At 46.8% G+C, this 26,604-nt stretch carries 22 protein-coding genes; 12 read left to right on the top strand and 10 right to left on the bottom strand.

Features of this window, described 5'->3' with window-relative positions; translation table 11 throughout:
- Positions 1 to 122: 122 nt before the first annotated feature.
- From ACJJI7_RS02180 to ACJJI7_RS02160, 5 genes are all read left to right on the top strand, one after another.
- Entirely contained in the window at positions 123 to 848 is a 726-nt protein-coding gene (locus ACJJI7_RS02180; protein WP_020412488.1) for a hypothetical protein, read from the top strand.
- Between the two features lie 309 nt (positions 849 to 1,157).
- On the top strand, positions 1,158 to 2,261 hold the full coding sequence (locus ACJJI7_RS02175; RefSeq protein ID WP_444901050.1) for a phospholipase A: 1,104 nt from the start codon (positions 1,158 to 1,160) through the stop codon (positions 2,259 to 2,261).
- 28 nt (positions 2,262 to 2,289) lie between these two features.
- Complete coding sequence (locus ACJJI7_RS02170) at positions 2,290 to 2,694, top strand: NUDIX hydrolase (protein ID WP_020412490.1); 405 nt, start codon at positions 2,290 to 2,292, stop codon at positions 2,692 to 2,694.
- 234 nt (positions 2,695 to 2,928) lie between these two features.
- Positions 2,929 to 4,986 carry an aminotransferase class I/II-fold pyridoxal phosphate-dependent enzyme gene (locus tag ACJJI7_RS02165; RefSeq protein ID WP_353375987.1) on the top strand — a complete coding sequence of 686 codons (2,058 nt, stop codon included), beginning with the start codon at positions 2,929 to 2,931 and terminating at the stop codon, positions 4,984 to 4,986.
- 32 nt (positions 4,987 to 5,018) lie between these two features.
- The gene (locus tag ACJJI7_RS02160; RefSeq protein WP_444901051.1) at positions 5,019 to 5,759 is read left to right on the top strand and encodes an SDR family NAD(P)-dependent oxidoreductase; all 741 of its coding nucleotides are present in this window, start codon (positions 5,019 to 5,021) and stop codon (positions 5,757 to 5,759) included.
- A 4-nt stretch (positions 5,760 to 5,763) separates the two neighbouring features.
- Here the strand turns inward: ACJJI7_RS02160 and ACJJI7_RS02155 are convergent, their stop codons facing one another.
- From ACJJI7_RS02155 to ACJJI7_RS02130, 6 genes are all read right to left on the bottom strand, one after another.
- A complete protein-coding gene (locus ACJJI7_RS02155; RefSeq protein ID WP_444901052.1) occupies positions 5,764 to 7,524 on the bottom strand; it encodes a hemopexin repeat-containing protein in 1,761 nt (586 codons plus the stop codon).
- A 200-nt stretch (positions 7,525 to 7,724) separates the two neighbouring features.
- Complete coding sequence (locus tag ACJJI7_RS02150) at positions 7,725 to 8,426, bottom strand: UTRA domain-containing protein (protein ID WP_444901053.1); 702 nt, start codon at positions 8,424 to 8,426, stop codon at positions 7,725 to 7,727.
- A gap of 80 nt (positions 8,427 to 8,506) precedes the next feature.
- The gene (gene phnX / locus ACJJI7_RS02145; RefSeq protein ID WP_444901054.1) at positions 8,507 to 9,316 is read right to left on the bottom strand and encodes a phosphonoacetaldehyde hydrolase; all 810 of its coding nucleotides are present in this window, start codon (positions 9,314 to 9,316) and stop codon (positions 8,507 to 8,509) included.
- Positions 9,317 to 9,365: 49 nt separating this feature from the next.
- Positions 9,366 to 9,920 (bottom strand): HD domain-containing protein, encoded by a 555-nt coding sequence (locus tag ACJJI7_RS02140; protein WP_444901055.1) that lies wholly within the window; start codon positions 9,918 to 9,920, stop codon positions 9,366 to 9,368.
- On the bottom strand, positions 9,910 to 11,094 hold the full coding sequence (locus tag ACJJI7_RS02135; RefSeq protein ID WP_020412497.1) for a TIGR03364 family FAD-dependent oxidoreductase: 1,185 nt from the start codon (positions 11,092 to 11,094) through the stop codon (positions 9,910 to 9,912). The genes ACJJI7_RS02140 and ACJJI7_RS02135 overlap by 11 nt, the downstream gene beginning before the upstream one ends.
- 19 nt (positions 11,095 to 11,113) lie before the next feature.
- Positions 11,114 to 12,457 (bottom strand): DUF5690 family protein, encoded by a 1,344-nt coding sequence (locus tag ACJJI7_RS02130; RefSeq protein ID WP_020412498.1) that lies wholly within the window; start codon positions 12,455 to 12,457, stop codon positions 11,114 to 11,116.
- Positions 12,458 to 12,710: 253 nt separating this feature from the next.
- Here ACJJI7_RS02130 and ACJJI7_RS02125 point away from each other — a divergent pair, with 253 nt between their 5' ends.
- Positions 12,711 to 15,296 (top strand): TonB-dependent receptor, encoded by a 2,586-nt coding sequence (locus tag ACJJI7_RS02125; RefSeq protein ID WP_444901056.1) that lies wholly within the window; start codon positions 12,711 to 12,713, stop codon positions 15,294 to 15,296.
- Positions 15,297 to 15,368: 72 nt separating this feature from the next.
- On the opposite strand, the gene ACJJI7_RS02120 is transcribed toward ACJJI7_RS02125, so the two are convergent.
- Positions 15,369 to 17,027: an acyl-CoA dehydrogenase family protein gene (locus tag ACJJI7_RS02120; protein WP_444901057.1), complete on the bottom strand. Its 1,659-nt coding sequence runs from the start codon at positions 17,025 to 17,027 to the stop codon at positions 15,369 to 15,371.
- A gap of 693 nt (positions 17,028 to 17,720) precedes the next feature.
- Here ACJJI7_RS02120 and ACJJI7_RS02115 point away from each other — a divergent pair.
- From ACJJI7_RS02115 to ACJJI7_RS02090, 6 genes are all read left to right on the top strand, one after another.
- Positions 17,721 to 18,404: a helix-turn-helix transcriptional regulator gene (locus ACJJI7_RS02115; RefSeq protein WP_020412501.1), complete on the top strand. Its 684-nt coding sequence runs from the start codon at positions 17,721 to 17,723 to the stop codon at positions 18,402 to 18,404.
- 1 nt (position 18,405) lies between these two features.
- Positions 18,406 to 18,840, top strand: a complete 435-nt coding sequence (locus ACJJI7_RS02110; RefSeq protein WP_444901058.1) for a CsgE family curli-type amyloid fiber assembly protein — start codon at positions 18,406 to 18,408, stop codon at positions 18,838 to 18,840.
- Positions 18,840 to 19,250, top strand: a complete 411-nt coding sequence (locus tag ACJJI7_RS02105; protein WP_020412503.1) for a curli assembly protein CsgF — start codon at positions 18,840 to 18,842, stop codon at positions 19,248 to 19,250. Before ACJJI7_RS02110 ends, ACJJI7_RS02105 begins: the two co-directional genes overlap by 1 nt.
- Positions 19,251 to 19,301: 51 nt before the next feature.
- A complete protein-coding gene (locus ACJJI7_RS02100; protein ID WP_282952578.1) occupies positions 19,302 to 20,150 on the top strand; it encodes a CsgG/HfaB family protein in 849 nt (282 codons plus the stop codon).
- 341 nt (positions 20,151 to 20,491) lie between these two features.
- The gene (locus ACJJI7_RS02095; RefSeq protein WP_020412505.1) at positions 20,492 to 20,971 is read left to right on the top strand and encodes a hypothetical protein; all 480 of its coding nucleotides are present in this window, start codon (positions 20,492 to 20,494) and stop codon (positions 20,969 to 20,971) included.
- A 55-nt stretch (positions 20,972 to 21,026) separates the two neighbouring features.
- Positions 21,027 to 22,205 (top strand): hypothetical protein, encoded by a 1,179-nt coding sequence (locus ACJJI7_RS02090; RefSeq protein WP_444901059.1) that lies wholly within the window; start codon positions 21,027 to 21,029, stop codon positions 22,203 to 22,205.
- Between the two features lie 93 nt (positions 22,206 to 22,298).
- Here ACJJI7_RS02090 and holA read toward each other — a convergent pair whose 3' ends face one another.
- The 3 genes from holA to leuS all read right to left on the bottom strand — a co-directional run bounded on the left by holA (position 22,299) and on the right by leuS (position 26,529).
- The gene (gene holA, locus ACJJI7_RS02085; protein ID WP_444901060.1) at positions 22,299 to 23,306 is read right to left on the bottom strand and encodes a DNA polymerase III subunit delta; all 1,008 of its coding nucleotides are present in this window, start codon (positions 23,304 to 23,306) and stop codon (positions 22,299 to 22,301) included.
- Between the two features lie 14 nt (positions 23,307 to 23,320).
- Positions 23,321 to 23,845: an LPS-assembly lipoprotein LptE gene (locus ACJJI7_RS02080; RefSeq protein WP_282952582.1), complete on the bottom strand. Its 525-nt coding sequence runs from the start codon at positions 23,843 to 23,845 to the stop codon at positions 23,321 to 23,323.
- A gap of 86 nt (positions 23,846 to 23,931) precedes the next feature.
- Positions 23,932 to 26,529 carry a leucine--tRNA ligase gene (gene leuS / locus ACJJI7_RS02075; RefSeq protein WP_282952583.1) on the bottom strand — a complete coding sequence of 866 codons (2,598 nt, stop codon included), beginning with the start codon at positions 26,527 to 26,529 and terminating at the stop codon, positions 23,932 to 23,934.
- Between the last annotated feature and the right edge of the window lie 75 nt (positions 26,530 to 26,604).

The raw sequence follows: 26,604 nt of genomic DNA, 5'->3' as shown, positions 1-26,604 counted from the left end.
ATAGAGGATGAAACCCTCACAAGCAGGCGCTAAAATCTTCGTGGTCAATCTTCCATGTGCAATACTTTTTGGGTACTGAACTATCAGTCTGGTGCTTGCAGTAAGCAGGGAGGAAATCTGCAATGCGTTTGAACTCTACTCTTGCGCAAGGTCGATATCACTACAGCTGTGACGGGCGTGAAATGCCTGTGCGGGACAGCTGGCAATTGGGCCACGATTCAGAGGGGCGTCGTACCCTGGTGAGTCGACGCCTGGTAGGTGAACAGGGCTATGGAATAGAGGTTTCAGCGCTACTTTGTGCCGGCCTGGTAAGTGAGTGCCATGTCCACTGGCGCGACGAGGTGGATGAGGTAAGTGCTCATTATCGTCTAAGCAGTCCTCAGGGGTATGCGCCTCGCTTAGGGGATGAGATTGAAGCTTCCTGGGAGGGTCCTAACGGCCCCCAGCAGGCCCAATTGCTGGGCGAGTCTCGGCTGTTGTTTCCTCTGATGCGCGTGTTTATGGGGCCCCTCTTAAAGACACTTGTACAACACAAGGATGGTTTGGAAGTGGTTTCTCCGGATATTGTTGATCCTTCCCAGCGGGGGAAATTACTGTCACCGAGGGTCAGCCATCGCAGCGCTAGGACTATGGCCGGAGATCTGGCCAGCCAGCGTGCACAGGATATGGGGCCAGATATTTGCGGTTATATTTATCAGGGCGATGAAGCCGAGCGGGATGCGCACTGCTACGTTGATAGTCGCAGTCTATTGGTCGGTTACGACTGGCCATCCAGTACGGGTCGCCTATGGCAGGTTCGCCTAAGAGACCTCGAGTGGTCTCCATGTCTGACCAGTCTGGTTTGTTAAGCAATTTCGCCGACTGAGTTTGCCGAAACATGCGGTGAATGGAATGGCTTTATCAGTCGCTTGAATAGCGACTATCCATATAAAGTATCCGAGTAAACTTTTTGCCCTATTTCTGTGCTTAATATTGATTCATCTCCCAACTCCTTATTTTACCGGTATTTTCTGACCTAACATTTCCTTTCCGTTATTAATAAATCGGAAAATATACTGATTTTATACTTGCATCCGGGAACTAATGCGGCAGGATTTTTTCAGTTCTCCAGTGTAAGCTTGCGTCACTTTTACTGCGTGCCAATGGGGGAGCGCCTTTTGTCCTTTTTAAGATTCGTCACTCGCAATAGAGTTAGACTTTTTGCCTCTCTGCTTGTGGTTGCCCAGTTTCCATTGAATACTGCCATGGCCAGTATTGGTGAGGAGCGCCAAGTAGAGATTAAGGAGCTGGATCAGCAGCATGAGCATGAACAGTGCCTGCAAGAACAGCTACTTATCTCTTCTGCCGATACCACCCTACGGGAAATACGCCTACTCTGTGCCGAGAGAGTGCGTGCCCAGTTGGGCATTGAGGAAGATTACTTTGAGGTAGATCCGGTAGTTGAGGAATATGCAGAGGAGCTTCCCACCGATCAGGTACTGCTGGGAGGGCGGGCCCAGGCAATTCGAGATGCAGCCAGTAACCCTTTCACCCTGGCCTCCCATAAGGCAAATTATATTTTGCCTTTCACCTACAATCCCTCCCCGGAGACAGGGGGGGTGACCGATTACGAGGACCGCGACCTGGATAATATCGAGGTACAGTTCCAGCTCTCGGTGCAGGTACCGGTGTGGCGTGGCTTTCTCGGTAGTGCCTCTTTCATGAGTGTGGCTTACACCAATCGCAGCTTTTGGCAGGCTTATAACTCGGATGATTCGGCGCCATTCCGAGAGACCAATCATGAGCCAGAGTTAATCCTGACCTGGCTCAACGACTGGAGCCTGTTCGGCTGGCATAACGTGGCCAATCAGATTGCCTTTAATCATCAATCAAATGGACGCAGTGAGCCCTACTCACGCAGTTGGAATCGAATTTATGCCAACTTTATCTTTGAGCGGGATAACTTTTCTATAGGTCTTAAGCCCTGGTATAGGATTCCGGAGGCGCGAGAGGATGATGACAATCCGGATATTGAGCACTACCTCGGTCATTTTGAATTGGGTGGGCGCTACCGGGATGGTGACCACTCTATCGCGATTATGGTGCGCAACAATTTGCGCTCAGATAATCGTGGCGCTGTTGAGCTGACCTGGGGATTCCCACTGGGAAAGCGGGTGGATGGTTATATCCGTTATTTCAATGGCTATGGTGAGAGCCTGATCGACTACGATGAGTCTGTACAGACCCTGGGCTTTGGTTTCACTCTGGCTCAGGGGTTCTAACAGCCTCTAACGGCCAGGGACGGGATCGATGGGGTTCGAAGACAGCTACCGCCTCAGTGCGCATGCGGTGATTACCAATGAAGTGGGCGAAGTCCTGCAGCTGCTGGCAACCTACGCCAATCGTAGCTGGGGGCTGCCCGGTGGGGCTCTGGACCCAGGTGAAACAGTCCACGAAGCCCTGCGACGGGAGTGTCGCGAGGAGTTGGGGCGGGATGTAGATATTGATTATCTGAGTGGTATTTATTACCACAAGGTCTATAACTCCCACGTTTTTATCTTTCGGGCCCGCTTTACCGACAGGAGGCATATCACCCTGTCAAACGAGCACTCTGAAATGGCGTATTTCCCTCTGGATCAGCTTTCCGAGGTACAGCGGCAGAGAGTCAGGGACTGCCTGGAGTTCGATGGCAGTGTGCGCAGCGCAAAGTTCTAACTTTCCACTTTTCCTTGGCAATAGATCTGGTCGGTCACCATGCATTTGGCGAATTTCGCCAAATGCTTCCCTGTCGCGGAAATCCCGCGCCTGCTCCATTAATATTTGCCCCCTGGCTTTTTAGCCGCGAAATTCCAGATCCTCCGCCATAGCTGGAGGACTTAAGAAAAGTTAATAAAATCAAATAGTTAAATAATTAAGGCGGCAGCCTGCAACAAGTTGCGGGCTATGCTGATGGATAAGAATATGGGCTTGGAATTGAAAATGCCTGAATTGGGCAACCTGAATGACAGCGCGCAGAAGCTGGAATGTCATATCGCTCTGGTGAGTGCAGACAGCAAATTGGCGGGGGACTGGATCAGTGCCCTGAACAGCACCGCCGCTCGCCATGAAAATCCTTTCGGACTGCACTTTGAAGCGGTAGCCCCCGCAGATGTAGAGCGCCTGGGGCGCGATGAAGATCGCTTACAAGCGGTTATAGTGGATGGTGGCAATGATGCTAAAGGCCTGCAAGAGGCCGACCAGTTGGCCGACCGCATCCATGCTCTGCGCTCTCAACTCAATATCTTCCTGGTGGCCCACAGTGATGTTGCCGGTGCTACCTCGCCAATTGGTGAGGCGGGGGCAGAATCCCTCGCCAACCTGCGTCGCCGCTTTGACGAGCTGTTTGATCGCCGAGAGGGCAATTTCAACCATATGTTCCGCCTGGTACAGGCGTTTATTGCCCGCCGCGCCTCCACGCCTTTTGCCGATACCCTGAAGGAATATGTATTCTCCGCACGTGACGCTTGGCATACTCCTGGTCACTCCGGTGGTGACAGCCTGCGCAACAGCCCCTGGGTTGGGGACTTTTACCGCTTTATGGGCGAGCATGTATTCAATACGGATTTGTCTGTTTCCGTACAGATACTCGACAGCCTGCTGGAACCGCACTCGGTAATTCAGGAAGCACAGGATCTTGCCGCCCAGGCGTTTGGTTCGCGCCATACCTTTTTCCTGACCAATGGCACCTCCACTGCCAACAAGGTCGTGATTCAGCAGATACTCGGTGGCGGCGGCAAGATTATTGTCGACCAGGCCTGCCACAAATCGGTTCACCATGCGATAGTGATGAATCGCTGTGAGCCGGTTTATCTGAAGTCGGTACTGCACCCTGAATTCGGCATTTATGGCCCGGTGAAGCGCTCGGATATCGAGGCGGCGCTTGATGAACATAGCGATGCGCGCTTATTGGTTATCACTTCCTGTACCTACGATGGTCTGCGCTACGATTTGAAACCTATTATCGATTACGCCCATGAGCGCGGTGTCAAGGTGCTGGTCGATGAGGCCTGGTTTGCCCACGGTTTCTTCCACCCAGAGCTGCGCCCGACCGCGCTTGAGTGTGGCGCCGACTATGTGACCCAGAGTACCCATAAGATGTTGTCGGCTTTCTCCCAGGCCAGCATGATTCATGTGCAGGACCCGGACTTCGACGAATTCCGCTTCCGCGAAAACCTGAACATGCATGCGTCTACCAGCCCGCAATACGCCATGATTGCCAGCCTCGATGTTGCCCGTAAGCAGATGGCGATGGAGGGATATGGGCGTCTCAAGCAGTGTCTGCAGATGGTGGAAACCCTTCGCCGTGCAGTCAATGAAACCGGAGTATTCCGAGCCCTCACCCGCGATGACCTGATTGCTGAGCCTCTAGCAGGTGACAATATCGGCCTGGACCCCACCAAGGTAACCATCGATATTTCCCGCAGCGGCTATTCGGGCAATGAGATGCAGATCAAGCTGTTTGATCAATACGGTATTCAAGTGGAAAAGACCACCTACAATACCATCACAGTACTGGTAACCCTGGGCAGTACTGAGAGTAAATTGTTGCGCTTGATTCATGCACTGAAGCAGCTGGCGGGGAATACTCACAAGCGTATTCATGTCGGTACTCCGCGCCGCCTGCCTGAGTTTACCCGCTTCACCTGTCTGCCGGCGGATGCCTACTTTGCCGATACGGAAGAGTTGCCGTTGATGGACAATGGGGTGGACGCTACACAGAATCTTATCGGTCGCACCAGCGCCGATGAGATAGTGCCTTATCCGCCGGGCATCCCTGTTCTGGTACCTGGCCAGGAGATTTCTGAGCAGATAGTGCAGTACTTGCAGCAGTTGTTGCAGGGGCAGAATACTACGGAGATTCACGGCCTGATTTTCCGCTCAGATGAACCTATGCTGCGTGTAGTCAAGGAAGTCGCTGAGATATCAGAAAACAAAGACAAAAAGTCCGGCGGCAAAAAGGCAAAATAAAGCCACACGAGCTATCCGGCATGGAGGCCGGTATGTTTGATCAACCAAGGATGGTATTACTGGCGGGTGCCTCGGGCGGTTTGGCTCGCGCGATCGGCGCCGAAATTGTTCGGCGCTATCCCGATATTACTTTGGTGACTTTGAGCCGTGGTACAGTAGATCGGGTACCTGGACACGCCGGCGAGCGTCGTCACCTGACAGTCTCTCTCGCGGACGAGCACTCTACCAGGGCTGTCGAGACCTTCCTTTCTGAATTTTCCTCTCCGCCTGACTGGGTAATTAACTGTTGTGGATTGTTGCACGATGAATTTCATGGCCCGGAAAAATCTCTAGCGCAATGTGAGGATGATTGGTTGATACAGTCTATGCGTATCAATCTCCTCACTCATATGCACCTGGCCCAGGCGCTGGATAGAAAATTACAACGCAAGCGGCCGCTGCTGTGGGTATCCCTGTCTGCCAAGGTGGGTAGTATCGGCGATAATGAGTTGGGGGGCTGGTATAGCTATCGTATCAGCAAGGCGTCACTCAATATGTTGGTAAAAAACCTGTCTATTGAATGGGGGCGCCGATTGGAAAACAGTTGTGTGGTGGCCATTCATCCGGGCACTACGGATACAGCACTTTCCAAACCCTTCCAGGGTAATCTGGCGCCGGGAAAATTATACAGCCCGGCACTGAGTGCCGGGCGTATTGTGGATGTACTACAACAACTGGCGCCCGCCGATAGTGGTAATCTGTTTTTTTGGGATGGTAGCCGTTTGCCCTGGTAGTGAATCAGGGGGTCATCAAGCCTGGCCAGGTTTCATTATCTGTTGTTCTCGGATACCCACTGTATGCTTGATCAGATGTGATGGAGTAGCGTATATAGCGCTGGTTTTTGAGGAAAAAATATGCACGAAATGTGTTCCATTGGTGGGCTGCGGTAATCTCCGTAGCATAAGGACCGAGTCCTGGCCAATTGCTGTCATTGATAGGTTGGGGGTAGCCGCTGTCAAGTTGGTCTTCTTCCAGGTCATAGCGTAAATAATTCCCGTCTTTGAGAAAGAAATAAACTTTGCTATTAGGCCATTTCAGGACAGCGCGAATTTTTGTCGCGTAGGTAGCCAAACCAGGCCAAGTATTGTTGTCCACCAATTTGGGATAGCCGGAATCGACCCGATCTTCATTGAGGTCATAGCGCAGGTAACGCCCGTCATTTAAGAAGAAATAGCCTTTGTCACTGTTGGCTTTAAATGCAGCAACAATCAGGTGGGCATAGTCGCCCAAGCCAGGCCATGTACTGTTATTGGTCGTGCGCGGATAACCGCTAGAGGCTTTGTCCAGGGTTTTATTGTAGCGTACATATTGATCGTCACCGCGAAAATAGTAAGCACGTGCACTGCTCCAGTCCAGACCAGCAGTAATTTCCAGGGCCGATTTACGCAAAGCAACTGGGGTATCTTTATGTACGAATACATAGTCCAGGACTCCCTGTGCTTCTGTATAGTCGGTCCAGCTTTGTGAGCTAGCGTCGACGACATCAATGAACTGGTCATTCTGGTGAATCTCCACGGGTCCGCCATCTGTGGAATACCATTTAATTGTCTTATTGTCAGCAGCCATCATTTTACGTATTCCAGGGCTGCCAATCAGTGGGTTACCATCCAGCTTCCAATTCGTTTGCAGCTCAATATCCATAAAACGCAACACCGTTGGTGCAATGGAGGTTTGGGCAGCATGGCCATAAATTCCCTTGAAATCTCCATTGTGGATATCTCCAATAAACTCGCTGTGCTCAGCATTTAACGGCAAATTACTGCCAATAAAAATTGTTTTCTCGCTGGCAGTTTGTGCCCCATGCCCGCAGCCGCGAGAATCACGGCCGTGGTCTGTAGTTACAAGCACTAACCATTCTTCACCTTTTGCAATACGTGTATCTACGGCATCTAACAGAGCGCCCAGCTGAGTGTCACTTGTGCGAATGCTTTCGTTATAGTGATTGCCAAAACAGGAGCTGTGGCCGACACCATCGGGGTCATCCAGGTGCAGGAAAAGGAAATCCACATGACCTGAGGATATTTCCTGCACGCCGCGTGTGGTGACATCCGCATCGGAGAGGCCACTTAAAACCAGGTTAGCCTGTGCCAGGTCGGTAGTAAAAAAGTTGGTATTTATAGGGCTCCAATGGGATATGCTGCCCACCCAAAGGCTATTATCAGCCTCCTTTATCCGTTTGAACAAACTGGGGAATTCTGCATTTGCCAGGCCTGAGTCATTGGACGTGACTAGGTGCTTGTCAACCCAAACTCCTGTAAGGATAGTGGACCAGCCGGGGCCACTTTTAGTGTCCTGTTGACTTTGAGAGCCACTGATACCACCGGTATAAGCCCTGTGTAGAATTAATCGATCATAATTGGGGGTGTCTATATCCTTGAGCTTTTCGTACTGCAGCCCATCAACGCCAATTAGAAGTACCTTTTTATTATTCTGGGCAAAAACGAATTGGTTACTGGAAACAAACGAAATTAACAACAGGCAGGAGATAAGTGTCTTCATATCGAATATCCCGTATTTTCAATGGTTTTCTGGTCTAGACCAGTAATGATAGAATAGACGATAGCTATTAAATCCCAATGAAGGGATTTTTACAGCGATACTGCAAAGAAAAGACAGCTATTTAAAAGCTAACAACTAACCAATCTCCCTCATTAAAATTAAAGAGCAAGGAATTTTTTAGGTGCGGTAAAAAATAAGTACTATCTAGTGGCTACTTCCATTTCTATGGCGTGGGGTAGCCAGTATTCAATATTGTAATCAATCAGATATTCAGCAGAATCATAGCGAAGTCTTAAGATTCTCAGGCCTGGAGCACCAGCGTGTATACCCAATGGCTCTGCATATTGCAACTCCAGGTTCGCAACCTGAATATTACAGCGCTCGTGAGTGATATTTACCCTATAATTATCTTGCAATATTTCGGTAATGGATCCGGATAAATCGAAGTCAGATAATTCAGGAAAACACTCTGAAGAGAGATAACTCTCTTCTACCATGACTGGCCTTTGGTCCAGGTAGCGGACTCTTCGGATTTCAAAGTACCTGGTACTTTTAGTGGCGTTAAAGGCGGAATAAATATCGTGTCTTACGGTCAGCTTACGGACCCCAAGTACTTTGGTGGTTGCTCTAAAACCCTGTTGTCGGGCCATGGAGTTGAAATTTACCTTTTGTGTCGGGTTCATCACAAATCGATCTGGTGCAACAAACCAACCCCTGCGATTTTGTCGGTACACCATTCCCTCACCTTCAAGACGGTTTAAACCATCTCGTAAAGTAATACGTGTGACTTGCAGCTGCTCCGCCAGCTCGCGCTCAGCGGGCAGCTTGTGATTGGCGGCCAGGCGACCATTACCGATCAACAGTTGGATATGTGATTTAATTTCTACGTAACTGGAGGACACAGTATTTCTCTTGGGTTTGATCTAAAACTCGGTCTTAAGCCTGGGCTACCAAACTGGTATTCCTGAAGTTTGATAGCCTATCAGGGGCGTTGTCCAAGAGCCAGTCGGCGATTGATATCGACCAGTACGGGTTCAAGCTTATTGATATCGTCTATCAAATAATGAGCGCCGCAATTCTCAAGTTTTTGAAAAGCGCCAATACTGTGATTTCTTTTTTCCTCCTCCGAGAGTGCTTGCCAACTTCCCAGAGATAATCCCGAAGCATTGCCTGAAAGTACCACTGCAACTGTCCACATGCCGGCATTGCGCCCCTCATGAATGCCTGCGGCGGTATCATCGATCTTGACACATTGGCTGACAGAAGGGATTTCCATTTCAATGACGTTCTTTAATGCAGCTGCGGGTCCTGGTCTTGCGCCCACAGCTTCATCTGCTGCAATAACACAGTCGGGTGCTAGGCCTTGTTGTTGAGCTTTTGCCAGCATGCCCTCAATCATTATACGACTGTAACCAGTGGTGCTACCAATACGTATATTACGCTCACGTAAGCGGACAAATAGTTTGTCGGCTCCGGGTATTATTTGGCTGTGCTTATCGATCTCCTGAATCTGTATCGGGGCCAGACGGCGATATAGTCCGTCTATATCAGATTCCTGGGATGGGCGCCCATGAACCGCGTGCCAGGCAGTTTGAATGGAATTTTGTTGTAGCATCTGGCGGATATGTTCTTTCTTCTCTGTACCCATTGGAATACGGGTTTGCTCTTCACTGACCGTAACTCCAGCCTCAGCAAAAATTTGCATAAACGCTTGTAAAGGGGCGCGGGAGCCAAAATCTACTAAGGTTCCGGCCCAGTCGAGGATAGCAGCTTTAAGTTGCAGTGGTTCCATGGATTATCTCCTTTTTGGTAATTGATAAGGGAGTTGAGCGGCAAAATATCTATCGACTAAGTACCTTTGAGCAGATCTTTAGCCAGTGATCCAAAGGAGCTACGGCTAAACCAGGCACTTTTCCTGAATCATCCCACTCGCGCAGACGCAGAGCATCCTCGGCGAAGGGGGTATTAAGAAAATTATCTTTTTCTTTATCTGTCATTATTTTGCCTTGTTTTTTTAGGGTTTTGTGGCTTGCTGCGGATAGCCGTGTCTCATAAATGTTATCTGTACTCATTAAAAATTTTTTAGCTTGAACATGTAGGGCGATAGGCTTCGTGACTGTATTGGAAAAACCCCACCTTTCGAGTAAATCTGCACCTATTAGGTCATGTGCACTGTAGCCTTCAGTATCCGTACCGGGTATTTTTTCCTTTATAGCGTGGAGATGGCCGATATCATGAAGAAACGCTGCAACAGTCATTTCATCGGAGATACCAGAGAGTTCCGCCAAGGTGGCACACTGGGTAGCATGCTGTAGCTGCGTGCATTTTTCTCCAAGTGTTAAATTCCCGTACTGCAAAAATAACTGTTTAATTTTATCGACAACATTAGCTCTCATCGATTAAGCACTCATCTAGAGGGATCTTGTCCAAAATACCCTTCACTACCCGTTCCATTAATGCTGGTCCGGTTGTCATACCTTTTCCTCCAATACCGGTTATTAAATGAATATTTTCTGTTGCGGATTTTAGGAATACGCCTTGGCTACTTTCCTGGCTGTAATAGCCATTCCAAATCCTGGCAACATTTAAATGGGGTAGATTAAGAATACGCTTGGCTTCAGCTACCATCAGTGAGTTGATTTCCTGACATATTTCATAGTTCAAAGTGCCTGAGTCCTGGGCAGTGAAGTACTCATGAGAATCGCCAATGATGATGCTGCCATCGGCAGATTGTCGAAACAGAAGGTGGATACCAAATTTTCCATAGCTTGGATCAATATGGGGCTTCGGTAGATTTTTATAATTAGGGCAACTTTTAAATGCTTCATAGCGGCGTATTGTCAGACCTGTAAGCAGGTTCCCTGGTATTTTGACTCCCTTGATTTGTTGGGTGCGCAACATCTGCAATTTACTAAGCCGTAGTTGTTCTGTTTGTAATAAGTGCGGAAATAAATGACTAAGTTGATGGCCACAACAAATCATTACCTGTTCTGAAATAAAAGACTCACCTGTTGAGCAGCGAAGCTGGACCCCATTTTTGACTTCCTCTACGGCTATTACCGGAGATGCCTTTTTAAAATGTAAATTTTTCGTGTCTTCAAGTAGTTTCCAAAAATACTTCATTAGCAGGGAGCTTTCGGCACTCATTTCCTGTGGATAGTAGAGGCCACCATGGCAGTAACTCTGCTTTAGTAAATTAATTTGCTTGTGACACTGCGTCGAGGTAAGAAGCCTGGAAACGTAGTTAGTCTCACGATTAATCTCATGCATTTCCTCTAGTAGATTGGCCTCTTCTAAAGAAGAAGCCACGTAGAGAGAGCCATGCTGCCAGAGTGCGTCCGGCATTATTGTCGCCAACTCGCCATAAAGTTCCAGCGATCGTCGCCCCAGATTTCGCCATAGTTTTAGATTCATACCAGATGGTACTACTTGGCCAAAATTGCGTACCGTGGCTCCGTGAGGCTTAGTGCTGGCTTCAATTAACAGCACTTTTTTTCCGGATTTTAGTGCATGGTAAGCAGCAAAACTGCCTAATATCCCGGCACCGACAATGGCAATATCAAATTTCATAACTGCTCTATAGCCTTTTTTACACTGGAGAAGTAATAAGCCTCAACCGTGAAGAAGAATTACGGTGCAAGCGGCGAAAGAAAAGAAGTGAGAGCAGCATTAACAAAATACATGCAATACCAGTAGCATAGGAAAGTTGCTGAGTAAACTGTAACCAGTTTAGGTTTGGTTGCGCGAAAGTCTTATAGAGCATGACACTAATGCTGCCGATATAACCCGCACTATCTGCCAGATAAATCACAAATCCTGCGTTACCTAGGCTCTTGGTGCAGGCGACCAGACGTTCAAATAATAAACAGTTAAATGGAACATAGCCTATATAGAGCCCGATATTGATCCCAATCATCCAGGCAGCCCCGGATACAATATCTAACTCAAATGCGAGAGTTGAAGTTATGCAGATTGCTCCCCCAGCCGCGACTAATAGCTGGTTTAGCTGCAATGCGCGATAGTTGTTACGTACAAAAATAAGTAGCGCCAGGGATGCTAAAACTATCAGTGCCACGGGTAGAGTGCTGGTAAGGAAGATCTGGGGTGCTTGACCATGACCCAAAGCTTGCCAAAGCTCTGCAGCGAAATTATCAGAGAAGTCACGAAATGCCGTTAGGAATACATAAGCGATGATTAAAGCCAACAATCCCAGATTCGTTTCATTGACGAAAGTCCAACGCATTTCATTCGTCATTGGTACTCTTTGTTTTCGTGCACGGATGTCTGCTTGATTGGGTTGGGGAATTCTACTGAGTGTAAATGTAGATAGAATCAGTGCAGGTAGAAATAATAAGCCCACGGTTGCAGGCATCCAGATTTCCGGCACTTTCCATTCCAGCATTAGATATGCGGCTACTGCTTTTACGGCTCCTGAAGAGATGATTAAGCTAACACATAAAATGGCGCCTAGTGCTTCAGTAAGACGACGCCCCTCTAAATAGCTGAATACTAGTCCCCACACCATTCCAAGTGGGAGACCATTAAAAAAAAGCATGACAACATTATAAGGAGCGGGGATCAATGCGAATGCTATCAAGGCCAGATGACTGAAAAGAATTAGAATTACCAGTATTCTTCCCCGCTGCAATGGCCGTAACTCTGAGACAACCTTAATCCCGATAATTTTTGAAAACGCATAACCCAGTACTTGGGAAATTATAAGTGCGGTTTTAAAGTCTAGAGTGAAATCCCAGCCGGAAATGTTGGCGTAAGATGCTGCTGCAAAGGGCTTGCGGAAAGCATACATACAAAAATAAGTGAAGAATGCAGCAACTCCGGAAAAGAGTAGCAAGAAAAGCTCACTGTTGAAATCTTCACTGGAATCAGATTCCTGTTTTTTACTGGTTTTTTCCATTTTATCGATAGCTGCCATTTGGTCTAGACCAGATTTTAGGTGCTTATGATTGCGTTTTTGTGACAGTCTTTTTTAAGTTCAATAACCATTCCAGATGGTAAAAATTTTTCATTTATATATTCGCAGGGAATATTCACACACCTGTTATACAAACGTCATAGCGGCAATTTAGGATTCTGGTCTAGTCCAGATTTATGTTGATGATCGAGCAAGTTAATTTGTGTCGATAAAAATTTGCCAATCATTTTTTGATTGATACAGGGGAAGTAAAATGATTTATGTCAAATTATTGCCTGCAACGATTACTCTGCTGGTGGGACAAGTAAATTACGCTCATGCACAAGAAAGTAGTAAGCAGAGTGTCCAGGATGATAGCGAAATAGAAGAGATTGTTGTGCTTGGACGAATGTTTGAGACAGAGTTACGTTCCCTGGAGTTACAGAGGGAATCCAACCGGATTGTTAATGTGGTATCGGCAGATGGTATAGGAAAGTTACCGGATCGTAACGCCGCAGAGGCAGTTCAAAGAGTCGCAGGCGTATCTATCGAGCGTGACCAGGGGGAAGGACGGTTTGTCGCTGTGCGTGGCCTCCCGTCCCAATGGAGTTCTTCTAGCCTTAATGGTCATCGTTTGCCATCTGCAGAAGAGGAAACTACCAGCAGGGCTACGGCGTTTGATTTCTTTCCATCGGAGCTGATTGAACGTATTGAGGTCTCTAAGGCTGTTACCGCGGATCAGGAAGGTGACTCTATTGGCGGCAATGTTAATTTTGTGACTCGTACAGCCCCTGAAGAACGCACTTTGGATATATCCCTATCTGGTGGCTATGCGGATAAAGCCGACGGTGATATTAAATCCATGAGCATTCTTTATGGGGATAGAAGTGAAGGTGGTAAATGGGGATTTTTGGCCAATGTAACTGGTTGGAGCAGGGATTGGGCAACAGATAACTACGAGCCTCGCCGTAAAGGGGAGGGAATATATCGATTGGAACTGCGGGATTATACCGGAACCAGAGATACCCTGGGGTTAAACCTTGCTACTGAATACCGATTGGAAGAAGGAGGTAAGATTTTTGCTCGTGGTTTGTATGGGACATTAGAAGATGAGGAGACACATTACAAGCACAGGTTGCGGTTCGATAAAGATAGAATGGAACTTCAGCATATCCACAATACTTTGATAACACGTATGCAAGGTGTTGAAGTTGGTGGAGAGCACTTTTTTGGTGATGATAAGCAGCTGAATTGGAATTTAGCCAGCTATGATAATGAATTCCGCTATGGGAATACACCCAATAAAGATGATCGCTCTTATTTTGTAATGCGTTTTGATCAAACGGAAGTAGGTTATGTTGGTCTGGATGATGATGGGCTGGCTTACAACCAAATCGATGGTGGTACTGACCCAGCAGAAAATATACCCACTCACCTCCCGGATGGTTTTGTAATGGACCCAACCCAGTCCAGCCTATCTTGGGTTGAACTATATAAAGTGTATGTCAACGAAAAGGATAAAGTGGTAGCCACTTTTGACTTTTCTTCCCAGTTTTCCAGTGAGCTGGAGTTAAAGTTCGGTATGAAATATCGGGACAAGGAACGGGTGTCTGAATTCTCCGATGCATTTTACATTTGGGATGAGGAAAACTATGGGCCTGCCCCAGTTCTCTCTGACTTTACCTTGTCTGATCAGCCTGGCAGAAATGATTTCCTATCAGAGTTGGATATCAACTATGACTCCCAATTCTCTCAGGTTGCTTCAATGTCTCAATTGGAGAATTTTTGGAACCAAAACCGGGATAAATTCAATTTGATTCCCGAAGAATCAGCTCTAGTTGAAAATGGAGGGGCTCTTGGGCGAAATTTTGAGCTAACAGAGAGGCACCTATCGGCTTATGGCATGGGTAATTATGAGCTTTCAGATAGAGCCATTCTTGTAATGGGATTACGACTCACTCAGACACAAACGAAGGTGGAAAGCCAGGTATTTGTTAACGATGAAGCTAATAAAGGCTATTTGGTGCCGTTTAATGGTGATAAAGAGTATTTATCCATTTTGCCATCGGCACATCTAAAATATGCGCTCACAGAGGATAGCAATATCAGGCTCGCGCTGACCAGAACCTTTGCCAGGCCGGACTTTGGTGATCTGAATCCGGGAGGGTACTATGCCGAGCACGATAATGAGTTTATAGGAGGTAATCCAGATCTTGATCCTACTTACTCTTGGAATCTGGACTTTATGTATGAGTACTATTTTAATGACTCGGGGATTTTATCTGCTGGTTTATTTTATAAAGATATTACAGATCCAATCTTTAAAGATGTGAAAGAAGGTGAATATAATGGGGTGTCAGGAGTCGATATTTATAGTCCGGAAAATGGTGAAGATGCGTGGTTGGGGGGATTGGAATTTAATATCGTGCGAAAATTGGATTTCCTCCCTGGATTTCTTTCAAATATTGGGGTATCGACAAATTTAACTATGCTGGATTCAGAAATGCGTATTCCGGGCCGTGATGGTGCGGTGCCGATTTCCCGTCAAGCTGATTTATTACATAATCTCTCTATCTATTATGATGATGGTACTGTCTCCATTCGCCTGGCTCAAAACCATAAGGGAGAGTATATTGAAGAGCATGGTGGCAATAAAAATGAAGACCAGTACTACGGTGCTTACACAAGCCTGGATATGAGTGCAAATTATACGATTGGGGACAATTTAGTTATTTTTGCTGAGGCCTTAAACCTTACGAATGAACCTTTAACTTATTATATTGGTGATAAAGATAGGCCAAAGCAAGTTGAGTATTATGGGGTTCGTGGCCAACTGGGCTTTCGCTATAGTTTTTTTTAGCTGATCTTTATTTTTTATTAGAAAAAACCCGGTTATTCCGGGTTTTCAGTTTAAGTTAATATAGCTCATTTTTTATACTGAAAGTGGATTCCCGCGTGTGAGCAATTGTTCTATATCGACTCCCCTGGGTAGGCTACCAGTGCTATGGCCGCCTTTGCCCTCCAACCTTGATAGAATAAAAGCGCTACTGACTGCCTTATCACCAGATTGAATAAGTAGATGGGCCTGCATTGTAACTGCCATTTGATCTACGATAGCGCGAGCTCGGTACTCAAACTGATCTAAATCTGCCAATTCTTTCTTTAATGAATCTAGTGCTTTATCAAAATAATTATTCTTACCTGTGCTGGCTGCCATTTCGTCCAACCAGTGATTTACTACACTGGGTGTTTTTGTGATTGCCCGAAGGACATCCAGAGCCTGTATATTGCCAGAGCCTTCCCAGATAGCATTGATTGGAGCATCTCGGTATAGGCGGGCAGTAATAAAGTTCTCGATGACCCCATTTCCTCCCAGGCATTCCATAGCCTCATAGGCATGGTGAGGACTGCGTTTGCAGATCCAGTATTTTCCCACCGCAGCTCCCAGACGAAGTAGCATTTTTTCGTGCTCCTGGTCCTCCTGATCCATAGCCCTTGCCATACGCATAGTTAAGGCAATGGATCCCTCAACTTCTAATTGCAGGTCCGCCAGCACATTGCGCATTAGGGGGTGGTCAATCAACTTTTGGCCAAAGGCTTTTCGTTGTGAGGCATGGTAAATGGCCTGAACAACTGCTTGACGCTGACCTCCGGAAGAACCGACCATACAATCGAAGCGAGTGATGGCTACCATCTTAATAATTGCGTTTACGCCTCGGCCTTCCTCTCCTAACAACCAACCCATTGCACCTCGCATCTCCACTTCTGAAGAAGCATTGGAGACATTACCGGCTTTCACTTTGAGCCTTTGGATTTCCAGGGGATTTTTACTACCATCTGGACGCCAGCGGGGTACCAGAAAACAGGAGAGCCCTCCGGGTGCCTGGGCTAGTATCAGAAAACCGTCGCACATGGGAGCAGACATAAACCACTTGTGCCCGAGCAGCTCATAGACGTTATCCCCTAAAGGGATAGCGGTCGTGGTATTAGCACGTACATCAGAGCCGCCTTGTTTTTCCGTCATACCCATCCCGATAGTTAGAGAGGACTTTTCAAAGTAAGGGCGATTACTGTTGTCATATCCTCTGCTTAATATTTTGGGGGCCCATTCAGCGGCAACAATGGGGTTGAGTTGAATTGACGGTATAGAAGCAAAAGTCATAGTTACTGGGCATCCATGACCAGCTTCAAGCTGACATTGTAAATAGTTCTTTGCTGCCCTTACCACGTTCGCTCCCGGACGTGGATCCGTCCAGGGTGAACAGTGCAATCCTTCCGAGAGTGCCAGTTGCATTAATTGATGATATGAAGGATGGTAACGAACTATATCTATACGATTGCCGATACGGTCATGGCTTTCGAATATTGGCTTGAATTCATTGGCAGCGTAACCACGTTCAATCATTTCTGGGCGACCACATACTTCTCCATAGCGCTGTAAATCTTCCTCGGCCCAGTGTCCTCCATTGATATGTACTGCTTCTCTAAGTGCTTGATCCCCCGCGTATAAATTATGGCCCGTAAGAGGGGGAACCTGATTATTGATTGTATGAGTGGATGCATGTACGGAGGGTTGGATACTGGTGCTCATGAATTTATTCCATGCAGTTTGGGCTGAATATAGCCTATTTTTTGGTCTAATCGGTACATTCATCCCAGCTTCAAGTGCTTTATTAACACTGGGAAGTCTGTATTTAAGGTTAAATCAACTTCAAACTGATTACTATTTATACGGAACCTGTTTGCGGATAATTCAGAAAAAATTGTGGCTGTGTTTTTAGACTTATATTTTTTGTGACTTTTATTCAAAGTAATACCGTTTGCTCTATTTCTCATTTGATTTTTATTTAATATCAATTGAATAGTGCTAAACGATTTAATTTATATTTTAAGATGCTTCGTGGATTATATGTGACTGTTCACATTCTTCAGATCAGAAAAATTTGTTTTTTATCAAAATTAATCTATTAATTTTGTGGACCAGTACAAATTTCTCGATATTCGTTGAATTTTTTGTGGGCTCCTGAGTCTATACCAAAGGATGTTCTATGAGGTGGTTTACAGCTGTAAATGTAATACCTTTGTATGTAAAAATGACATTCTAAATTTATGTTGGCACACTTAAGATTGAAATTTTGATATCTAGATCACTTCTTGTTGCAGGCAGGGAGTTGATCGAATAGATTTAGCTCACAGCGAAAGACGGCCATAGAATAAATAGAAAATAAGAGCAAATCAGATATTAAGTAAGATCTTAAAAGGACCGCATGTTGGGGGAACCCAGATGAATTTGCATAAGGATTATGCACGCCTTGAAGTTGTGACTCCGGGTCATGAATCCGAAGGGCCGGAAGTAGCTTTTTTAACGGCTTCTATTAATCTTCAATCCTCTATCTTTGCAGGGCGTATAGAGGATGAGTTTAGGACTAAGTGTTCTATATTCCAGCGTTTGTCAATTTCTTCGCTTGAAGAAATTATCACTGAATATCTTCTCCTGGACTGCGCAGATCTCTCATCATCCGATCTGGACCTGATTCTGCGTGACATTCATACAATTTCCAATCCACCCAGTATTGTTCTGATTAATGTAGCGGATACAACTGATTTGGATTTTGTTCTTCACTGGGAGAAGGTTCTTGGCTTGATGCCTTCGGAATGTGAGCCCAAAGTGATCATGGAAAGATTGGGCAGGATTTTTTCTGGTGAATACTGGTTTCCCAGGGATGTACTGCATAATTTTTTACGTCAGCACCGGAAGCCAAAAAAGTGGCGGGAAAAAGCGTCGAATCTCACTCAGCGTGAGACGCAAATATTGCAGTTGATATGTGAGTGTCATACCAATGCAAATATTGCAGAAGTTTTATGTGTTAGTGAGCACACGGTTAAGAGTCATCTTTATAAGATATACAGAAAGATTGGCTGTAAAAATCGCTTAGAAGCAAGTAGTTGGGCTAGCCAGAACTTATAAAATGAGTATCTATTTTTACTGCTTTAAGAGAGTTTCTCTCCTAATTCTGCTTATCTCAATCTCCCCACTTGTCCAGTCGCAAGAGCTCGAGTCAATAGAGGGTGAGGACTCCCTTCTTACCGGGCTGGTTATCGACAGTACTGTGAGCGGTATTGGTCACGAATTTGCCCGTTCTCTTTCTATTTATATCACCAGTAACCTCACGGAATTCGATTATAACCTAACCGTTCATGAGCGACCTTCAGCAAGGTGGGGTAGCGTGGTATGGGTTACCTATGAAAATAAACAGGTTTTTAGAACTGTGATCTACCCTGGGCGAAGGCGTTTTGGAGAGCTTGTTGCTCAAGCAGCAACTCAAATAAATAACAATATTCGACAGCAGAGGCTGCAAGAGTTGTTCTCTCAAAATTTGGATTTGGCAGGGGATGAAATTTAATGAAAAGATTTTTAGTTACTCTATTTACGCTTATATTAATGATTCCTTTTGCAGGGTACGCTACTGAGTTGATTTACACACCGGTTAACCCCTCGTTCGGTGGCAACCCATTAAATGGTAACTATCTACTGAATAATGCGAGCGCCCAGAATAGTAAGAAAGATCCAAAAGCAGGTAAGTCACCTTATTCAGAATCTTCCTCTCTAGATAGATTCACTGATACTTTGGAATCCAGATTGTTGTCTCAACTCTTGACCGATGTAGGTAATGGAAATGATGGTACTCTGGTAACCGATGACTTTATTGTAAATATAATTGATGTGGATGGAACTTTAACAATAACTATTACAGATGCTGTCACCGGCGAAATTTCTGAGATTGTCGTAGTAGGATTAGATCCGGGAAATTAACAGCCATACTGCCATTGGATGGCATTTTTGAGGATTTCAGGGGTGGTGGTGATGTTGCCTAGAATATTGCTTGTAGTATTTATTATTTTCATAAGTGGTTGTAGTTTTTTTCAGAAAACCCGTGAGGCTCTATTTGGTCCAGGATATGAGAAGGCCACTTTAACAGATCGAATGAGCACCTATGCCGACTTGATCAATTTGCCCTCTCCCAGGGGGAAAATTGTTGTAGCAGTTTATGGTTTTAGTGACCAGACAGGGCAGTACAGGCCGGCCCCATCAAGCTCGTTTTCAACTGCAGTGACTCAGGGCGCTGCTTCTATGTTGGTGCAGGTCTTAAATGAATCAGGATGGTTTGTTACTTTAGAGCGGGAAGGACTGCAAAACCTGCTGACAGAGAGAAAGATAATTCGTGCTGCACTGAAAGAGGAAGATACAGTTCCTCCTTTTGATTTACCCTCCTTGATGTCAGCAAATATTATGTTGGAAGGAGGGATTGTCGCTTATGACACCAATATCAAAACTGGTGGAGCAGGGGCAAGGTATTTTGGAATTGGCCTTTCTTCACAGTACCGTGTTGATGAAGTGACAGTAAACTTGCGTGCTGTCGATGTAAGAACGGGTCGTGTACTAAGTAGCGTGCTTACCAGTAAAAAGATTTTGTCCCGGCAGGTGCAAGGAGATATTTACACATTTGTAGAATATAAACGTTTATTAGAGGTTGAGGCTGGGATGACGACCAATGATCCTGCTCAGCTTTGTGTACTTTCGGCTATCGAGTCTGCCGTGATTCACCTTATTGCTAATGGGGTTACTGGAAATTTATGGGCTTTGCAGGATAGTAGTGAGTTTCCTGCATCGATCTTGGATGAATACTCTGAAAGTCCGGTGAAAATTCTCTGATCTCATGAAAACAATGTAATTATTGTTGATTAATAATAATTTAATTATTCAAAAAGCTGGCAATATCTATCTGAATTAAAAGTGGTTAGGTGGCCAGCTTTTTTGCGAGTTGAACTTTTCTGTAAGTTGGTGTAATTTACGGGGCTCCTGGTTGCTCTCACAGATTTTTATCTGTTTCATAGCTTTTATCTTTCCTTAATCATACAAAAGTTTTACGTTTCTGCTTATTTTTGTATAGAAAAATACGCTTTCTTCTGATTTATTCCTGTTCTTATTATTCCTATAGTTTCCTTAGTAGATGAGCTTTATATAGTTTATTTAATTTGACTGAGGAAATCTGAGTGACTGCTATTAGGGCGGCTGTTTTCTATCTGATTCTAGTTTTAATGCCCATTACATTGTCCTGGGCTGGAGATCTCGATAGTCACGATGAACTGTTATCTGGGCAAGGTGCACTTGATCTACTTCTTCAGCGGGATGATTCAATTAATGGACAGCTGGCTGAAGTAACGCAGTTAGGAGACTACAACGTAGCTGAAGTAGTACAGACAGGTCAGTACAACCAGGTATTCCTGGTTCAGGATGGTTCGTCCAATGAATCAGTAGTTCACCAAAGTGGTGACTATAACTATGCGGCTATTTCACAGTCTGGGGCTTACAACCAAGCAACTGCTATACAGAACGGTATAGATAATATTGCCCTTATAAATCAAGTTGGTTATGGAAATTCAGCCAACATCATTCAAAACGGTGATGGGCTATTTGGATTTGTCGCGCAGTTCGGTGACAACCATGCGGTGGAGGTAGTCCAGTATGACTAGCTCGCTGCTTTCTTTTTGTTTGTATTTGTTTATTTAGTCCGAGGGAGAAACATAAATGAAAAAGCTTTCACTTGCTGCCGCGATTGCAATGCTTGTAGGTGCTGGACAGGCCGTGGCTGATGGTAACTACGGTGATCAACTGCAAGCTGGCAACGATAATGCCGCTGACATTTATCAGGTAGTCGAGTCTACCAATAATGCCGCTTATCAATGGCAGGAAGGTAATGACAATCTCGCTTCTACCGAGCAGTCATTTGCTGATAGTAACTTTATTGACCAGACCCAAGTTGGAAATCGCAACTATGCGACTACCAGCCAGAATAACCAGGATGGTTCACAAGCCTACACTTTCCAGCAGGGAGAGGGTAACCAGGGTGTTATTCACCAATGGGATGGTGCCAGAAACACAGCATTTGCTACCCAGATGGGCAGTGAAAACGTAATGCACCTGGACCAGTACTCTAATTCCCATGATAACACCATGGATGCTTTACAGGATGGTAATGACAATACTGCTTTCTTGCAGCAGGAAGGTGATGGCAACCTGTTTGTGAGCACCCAGGTTGGCGACTCAAACAGTGTTTGGGGCAGCACCTGGTATCCATCGGCGGATGGCTTCCTGGGCGGTCAAGTTGGTGAGGGTAACGTGGGCTTCGCTTACCAGAGCGGTGCTGAAAATACTGCAAATCTGGTGCAAACTGGAGATTACAACTACCTGGATATGTCCCAAGCGGGTATTAACAACGTTACGACCATTGCCCAGGATGGAATCGGTAACTCCAGTGTTGCAGCTCAGTATGGCGATGACAACGTAACCACTATCGCTCAGAACGACACTAATAATATTGGTGACATGTATCAATACGGCAACAGCAATACTGCTGCCCTGGTTCAAAATGGTGACATGAACTGGAGTGAGTTTTCTCAGACCGGTGATTTGAACCAGGTGACTATTGATCAGTCTGGTAGCGCTAACTCTACCTTCGGCTACAGTGAAGGCGTAGCTAACATGGTTGATATTGACCAGGTTGGCGAGCTTAACTTGGCAGAAGTTCACCAGGATATGGGCGGGGACAACATGATTGTTCTGTCTCAATCTGGCTTTGAGCATGGCGCCCACTTGGGACAGTCTGGTAACAATAACGCCACTTTTGTTACTCAATCTAGCGAGTTCAATATGGCCAGTGTTCATCAGATTGGTGATAGCAACATGGCTACGATTACTCAGAACTAACCCTGATTTTAGTTCGCCTAAACACCCCCTCCCCTTTAGGGGCAGGGGTTGTTTATTAAATAGATTGGTAGTTAGGTGAGGGTAAACCGAGAGCTAGACGCTGCGCTGGCCACTCAGGTTTAAAGTGAGCTCCAGTAGGCCCGTCCAGGGTGATTGGTGTCCAGTGCCACCCTTGATGGCGGTATCGATAGCGCGAGCGCGTAAAAGCAGAGTTTCAAGCTGGCGAGGCGCCAGCCGGGAAAGAGCGGATTGAATTAGTGGCTGACGTTTTTGAATACGCACCAGGCGAGCCAGTGGTTGGCCCTGATTGAGCTTTTCCCCAATTTCCAGCAATGAGCGAATTTCCCGTGCCAGGGCCCAAAGCACTACCGGTGGTTCAATGCCTTCACTGCGTAATCCCTGTAAAGTTGTTATTGCTTTATCGGCTTCACTGGCCAAGGCTCTATCTATTAGGTCAAATACACTATAGCGAGCGGAGCTGGTAACACTGTGTTCCAGTAAGCTGACGGTAATTGTGGTGTCGCTCTTATTTAATAGCTTGAGCTTTTCTATCTCCTGGCTAGCGGCAAGTAGGTTGCCCTCCACGCGTTCTGCCAGAATTTTTACTGCTTCGGGTTCGGCAGTCAGTCCTGCAGCGCTAAGCCGCTGATTGATCCAACGTGGCATTTCCTGGGCAGGCACTGGCCAGATCTGGACTAGTACGCCTTCTTGTTCCAGTGCTTTTACCCACTTGCTGTTGAGCTGTGATCTTTCCAGTTTGGGTAGAATTAAAAGCAGAACCAAGTCCTGGCTGGCGAGGGCTGCGAATTCCTGAAGGGCCTTACTGCCCTTGTCCCCCGGTTTTCCACCAGGTGCGCGTACTTCGATCAACTTTTTCTCGGCAAAAAGCGACATATTGCCAGCAGAGGCGAGTAGAAGCCCCCAATCAAAGTTGTGCTCGGCATGGAGAAGCTCACGCTCATCAAAGCCAACCTTCTTCGCCGCCTTACGAACCTGGTCACAACACTCCTGGACCAGCAGGGGTTCATCTCCGGAAATAATATAAACCGGGGCCAGCCCCTTTTTGAGACTCTGTGGTAGTTGCTGGGGGTTGATACGCATTACTGTACAGCTACTTAGTAGCTTTTATCCTCCAGCGGGGCATTGACATCAATTCGACGCAGTCGGTCAATCATCCGGCTGATAAGTTCGCGACGCATTTCAGCACGCAGTAAGCGTTCCTCTTCGCCCTTACTCACAATCTCAGATACATCCCATTCAAGAGAACGGTAAACATCTGCCTGGGCTTTGTTTAGCAAGACTTCACCGCTACCGGTACGAACACTATAGATAGCGCTGGTGATCAGTTCGTATTCTGATGCGCGCCCCTCCGAGTCTACGGCAACTGTGAGTTTGCGTTCGATTTCCCTGTTAATAACCATTACGTAATCTGCTTCCATGGGAGTTGCAGCAACGGGAATACCACCGTTGTGGAGCAGGCGACTGAGTTCATCAGCAATATCACTGCGTGGGTTTTCGCTGGAAATATAAATAGTGCTGCCTGGAGGGAAGTTCTTTGGTGTGCCGCGTAAATGCCAGCCACAACTGGCAATGGCAAGAATGGCAATTAAGGAGATAACTCGTCTTGCGATTTTTTTCATAAACTACCTGGCTTAATCGGGCCTGAACTGTATGTGCTGCCTGAGTGAGCCGGGAGCTTATAGCTCCCGGCATTCGGGCTGCGAGTCTATTTCGCAACAATATTTACCAGTTTGCCTGGTACGACAATGACCTTGCGTACTGTGGAATCACCAATAAACTTCTGTACGTTTTCATTTTCCAGAGCCATTTTTTCCAAGCCCTCTTTATCCGCATCAGCCGGAGCATCCAGTTTTGCACGGACTTTGCCATTGACCTGGACTACCAGTGTAATGGTTGAACGTACAAGAGCCTTTTCATCCGCTTGTGGCCAAGCCGTATCAATCAATGCACTGGAATTACCCAGCACTTGCCACAATTGGTGACATATGTGCGGGGTAATTGGTGCGAGCAGTAAGACGGCAGCTTGTAGTGCTTCCCGCTCTACAGCGAGGCCCTGCTCATTATCCCGTTCTGCTAACTTACCCACTTCATTGAGCAGCTCCATAACTGCGGCAACAGCCGTATTAAAAGTTTGGCGGCGCCCGTAGTCATCACCCACTTTCTGGATGGTTTCATGGGCCTTGCGGCGCAGTTGCTGCTGTTGGTCACTCAGAGATTGTTGATCGATCTCTACATCGCTTGAACCCGCTGCGACATGACTGTGAACAGTTTTCCAGAGCTTGCGCAGGAAGCGGCTGGCGCCCTCCACTCCAGCGTCATGCCATTCCAGGGTCTGCTCAGGGGGAGCGGCGAACATAGTGAATAGACGTACGGTATCAGCGCCATACTGCTCGACTGCTGCGTGCGGGTCTATGCCATTGTTCTTAGACTTAGACATTTTCACTACTCCACCAGCAATAATCTCTTCGCCGGTCGCACGCTCAATGGCTTTGATGGGTTTCCCCTTGTCATCCCGCTCGACATCCACATCGGCTGGATTAATCCAGGTTTTATGACCGTGTTTCTCTTTATAAAAAGACTCAGCTAAAACCATACCTTGACACAGCAACTGCTTGAAAGGTTCATCGCTGTTTACCAGCCCCTCATCGCGCATTAGCTTGTGGAAGAAGCGTGCGTAGAGGAGGTGCAGGATAGCGTGCTCAATGCCGCCTACATACTGGTCGACAGGCAGCCAGTAGTTGGCGCGGTCCGGATCCAACATGCCCTCTTCAAAATCTGGGCAGGTATACCGCGCGTAGTACCAGCTGGATTCCATGAAGGTGTCGAAGGTATCGGTTTCTCGTTCTACGGCAGTGCCGTTGAACTCGTCCTTGCGCCACTCTGGGTCAGCTTTAATGGGTGATTGAACACCATCTAGCTCCACATCTTCCGGTAATAGAATCGGCAGTTTGTCCGCAGGAACCGGAATTTCCCCTCCGTCAGCTAAATTGAACATGGGAATAGGTGCACCCCAGTAGCGTTGGCGGGAGACGCCCCAATCGCGCAGACGATAGTTAGTGGTGACCCGGCCTTTGCCGGTAGCGACGAGTGCTTCGGAGATTGCGGTAAAAGCACTCTCGAAATCCAGTCCATCAAAGCTACCGGAGTTCACCAGCTTGCCTTTCTCTGTATAGGCTTCTTTATCCAGGTCAATAGGCTGGCTATCGGAAGCTTCAATTACCTGTACCATTGGTAGTTGGTACTTATGGGCAAATTCCCAGTCGCGCTGGTCGTGTGCCGGAACTGCCATTACGGCTCCAGAACCGTAATCCATCAATACATAGTTGGCGACCCAGACGGAGACTTCTTCACCAGTGATGGGGTGAATCGCTTTCAGCCCGGTATCCATTCCTTTCTTGTCCATTGTGGCCATGTCGGCTTCGGACAGGGATTGTCTTTTGCACTCAGCAATAAACTCTCTCAGTTTCGGATTACTTTCCGCCATCTCCAGGGCGATAGGATGCTCGGCAGCGAGAGATACATAAGTAACTCCCATTAAGGTGTCCGGGCGGGTGGTATAGACGTCGAAGTGATCCATGCCGGCTACAGTTGCAGGCAGGGCGAAGCTCAGCTCCACACCTCGGCTCTTGCCGATCCAGTTGCGCTGCATAGTGCGCACCTGCTCGGGCCAATCGGGCAATTTGTCGAGATCCTCGAGCAGTTCTTCCGCATAGTCGGTAATCTTGATAAACCACTGGGCTAGCTCGCGGCGTTCTACGGTAGTGCCACAACGCCAGCAGGCCCCATCTTCCACTTGCTCATTGGCAAGTACCGTCTGGTCATGGGGGCACCAGTTCACTGCGGAGTTCTTCTTGTAGACCAGGCCTTTTTCATACAGGCGGGTGAAGAACCATTGTTCCCAGCGGTAATAGGAAGGCTGACAAGTAGCTAGTTCACGGGACCAGTCAAAGCCAAAGCCAAGAGCTTTCAACTGGCCCTTCATGTAATCGATATTGGCATAGGTCCATTTGGCCGGTGCAGTCTTATTCTGGATCGCTGCATTTTCTGCAGGCAGACCAAAAGCATCCCAGCCCATAGGGTGCAATACGTTCTTACCCTGCATTCGTTGGTAGCGGGTGATTACGTCAGTGATGGTGTAATTTCGCACATGGCCCATGTGCAGCTTGCCGCTAGGGTAGGGGAACATGGACAGGCAGTAGAATTTTTCCCTGCCGGTGTCTTCCTTAACCTCGAAGCTTTTCTCTGCCTCCCAGAATTCCTGGGCAGAAGCTTCGACTGCGGAGGGGTTGTACTGCTCTTCCATCGATTGGGGACCTATACTCTGTGATCAAAAATTTGCGGGGAAACCGTTACATATATTGGATGGGACTGCTTATGA

This window comes from Microbulbifer variabilis (assembly GCF_056232115.1).
The sequence above is the reverse complement of the archived record's forward strand: the minus strand, read 5'-3'. Positions and strand labels throughout refer to the sequence as shown.

Excerpts from the sequence above, each read along its gene's own strand:
- ACJJI7_RS02180 (WP_020412488.1), top strand. The coding sequence starts at position 123 with ATGCGTTTGAACTCTACTCTTGCGCAAGGTCGATATCACTACAGCTGT.
- ACJJI7_RS02170 (WP_020412490.1), top strand. The coding sequence starts at position 2,290 with ATGGGGTTCGAAGACAGCTACCGCCTCAGTGCGCATGCGGTGATTACC.
- ACJJI7_RS02165 (WP_353375987.1), top strand. The coding sequence starts at position 2,929 with ATGGATAAGAATATGGGCTTGGAATTGAAAATGCCTGAATTGGGCAAC.
- ACJJI7_RS02160 (WP_444901051.1), top strand. The coding sequence starts at position 5,019 with ATGTTTGATCAACCAAGGATGGTATTACTGGCGGGTGCCTCGGGCGGT.
- ACJJI7_RS02155 (WP_444901052.1), bottom strand. The coding sequence starts at position 7,524 with ATGAAGACACTTATCTCCTGCCTGTTGTTAATTTCGTTTGTTTCCAGT.
- phnX (WP_444901054.1), bottom strand. The coding sequence starts at position 9,316 with ATGGAACCACTGCAACTTAAAGCTGCTATCCTCGACTGGGCCGGAACC.
- ACJJI7_RS02140 (WP_444901055.1), bottom strand. The coding sequence starts at position 9,920 with ATGAGAGCTAATGTTGTCGATAAAATTAAACAGTTATTTTTGCAGTAC.
- ACJJI7_RS02135 (WP_020412497.1), bottom strand. The coding sequence starts at position 11,094 with ATGAAATTTGATATTGCCATTGTCGGTGCCGGGATATTAGGCAGTTTT.
- ACJJI7_RS02130 (WP_020412498.1), bottom strand. The coding sequence starts at position 12,457 with ATGGCAGCTATCGATAAAATGGAAAAAACCAGTAAAAAACAGGAATCT.
- ACJJI7_RS02125 (WP_444901056.1), top strand. The coding sequence starts at position 12,711 with ATGATTTATGTCAAATTATTGCCTGCAACGATTACTCTGCTGGTGGGA.
- ACJJI7_RS02120 (WP_444901057.1), bottom strand. The coding sequence starts at position 17,027 with ATGAGCACCAGTATCCAACCCTCCGTACATGCATCCACTCATACAATC.
- ACJJI7_RS02115 (WP_020412501.1), top strand. The coding sequence starts at position 17,721 with ATGAATTTGCATAAGGATTATGCACGCCTTGAAGTTGTGACTCCGGGT.
- ACJJI7_RS02110 (WP_444901058.1), top strand. The coding sequence starts at position 18,406 with ATGAGTATCTATTTTTACTGCTTTAAGAGAGTTTCTCTCCTAATTCTG.
- ACJJI7_RS02105 (WP_020412503.1), top strand. The coding sequence starts at position 18,840 with ATGAAAAGATTTTTAGTTACTCTATTTACGCTTATATTAATGATTCCT.
- ACJJI7_RS02100 (WP_282952578.1), top strand. The coding sequence starts at position 19,302 with ATGTTGCCTAGAATATTGCTTGTAGTATTTATTATTTTCATAAGTGGT.
- ACJJI7_RS02090 (WP_444901059.1), top strand. The coding sequence starts at position 21,027 with ATGAAAAAGCTTTCACTTGCTGCCGCGATTGCAATGCTTGTAGGTGCT.
- holA (WP_444901060.1), bottom strand. The coding sequence starts at position 23,306 with ATGCGTATCAACCCCCAGCAACTACCACAGAGTCTCAAAAAGGGGCTG.
- ACJJI7_RS02080 (WP_282952582.1), bottom strand. The coding sequence starts at position 23,845 with ATGAAAAAAATCGCAAGACGAGTTATCTCCTTAATTGCCATTCTTGCC.
- leuS (WP_282952583.1), bottom strand. The coding sequence starts at position 26,529 with ATGGAAGAGCAGTACAACCCCTCCGCAGTCGAAGCTTCTGCCCAGGAA.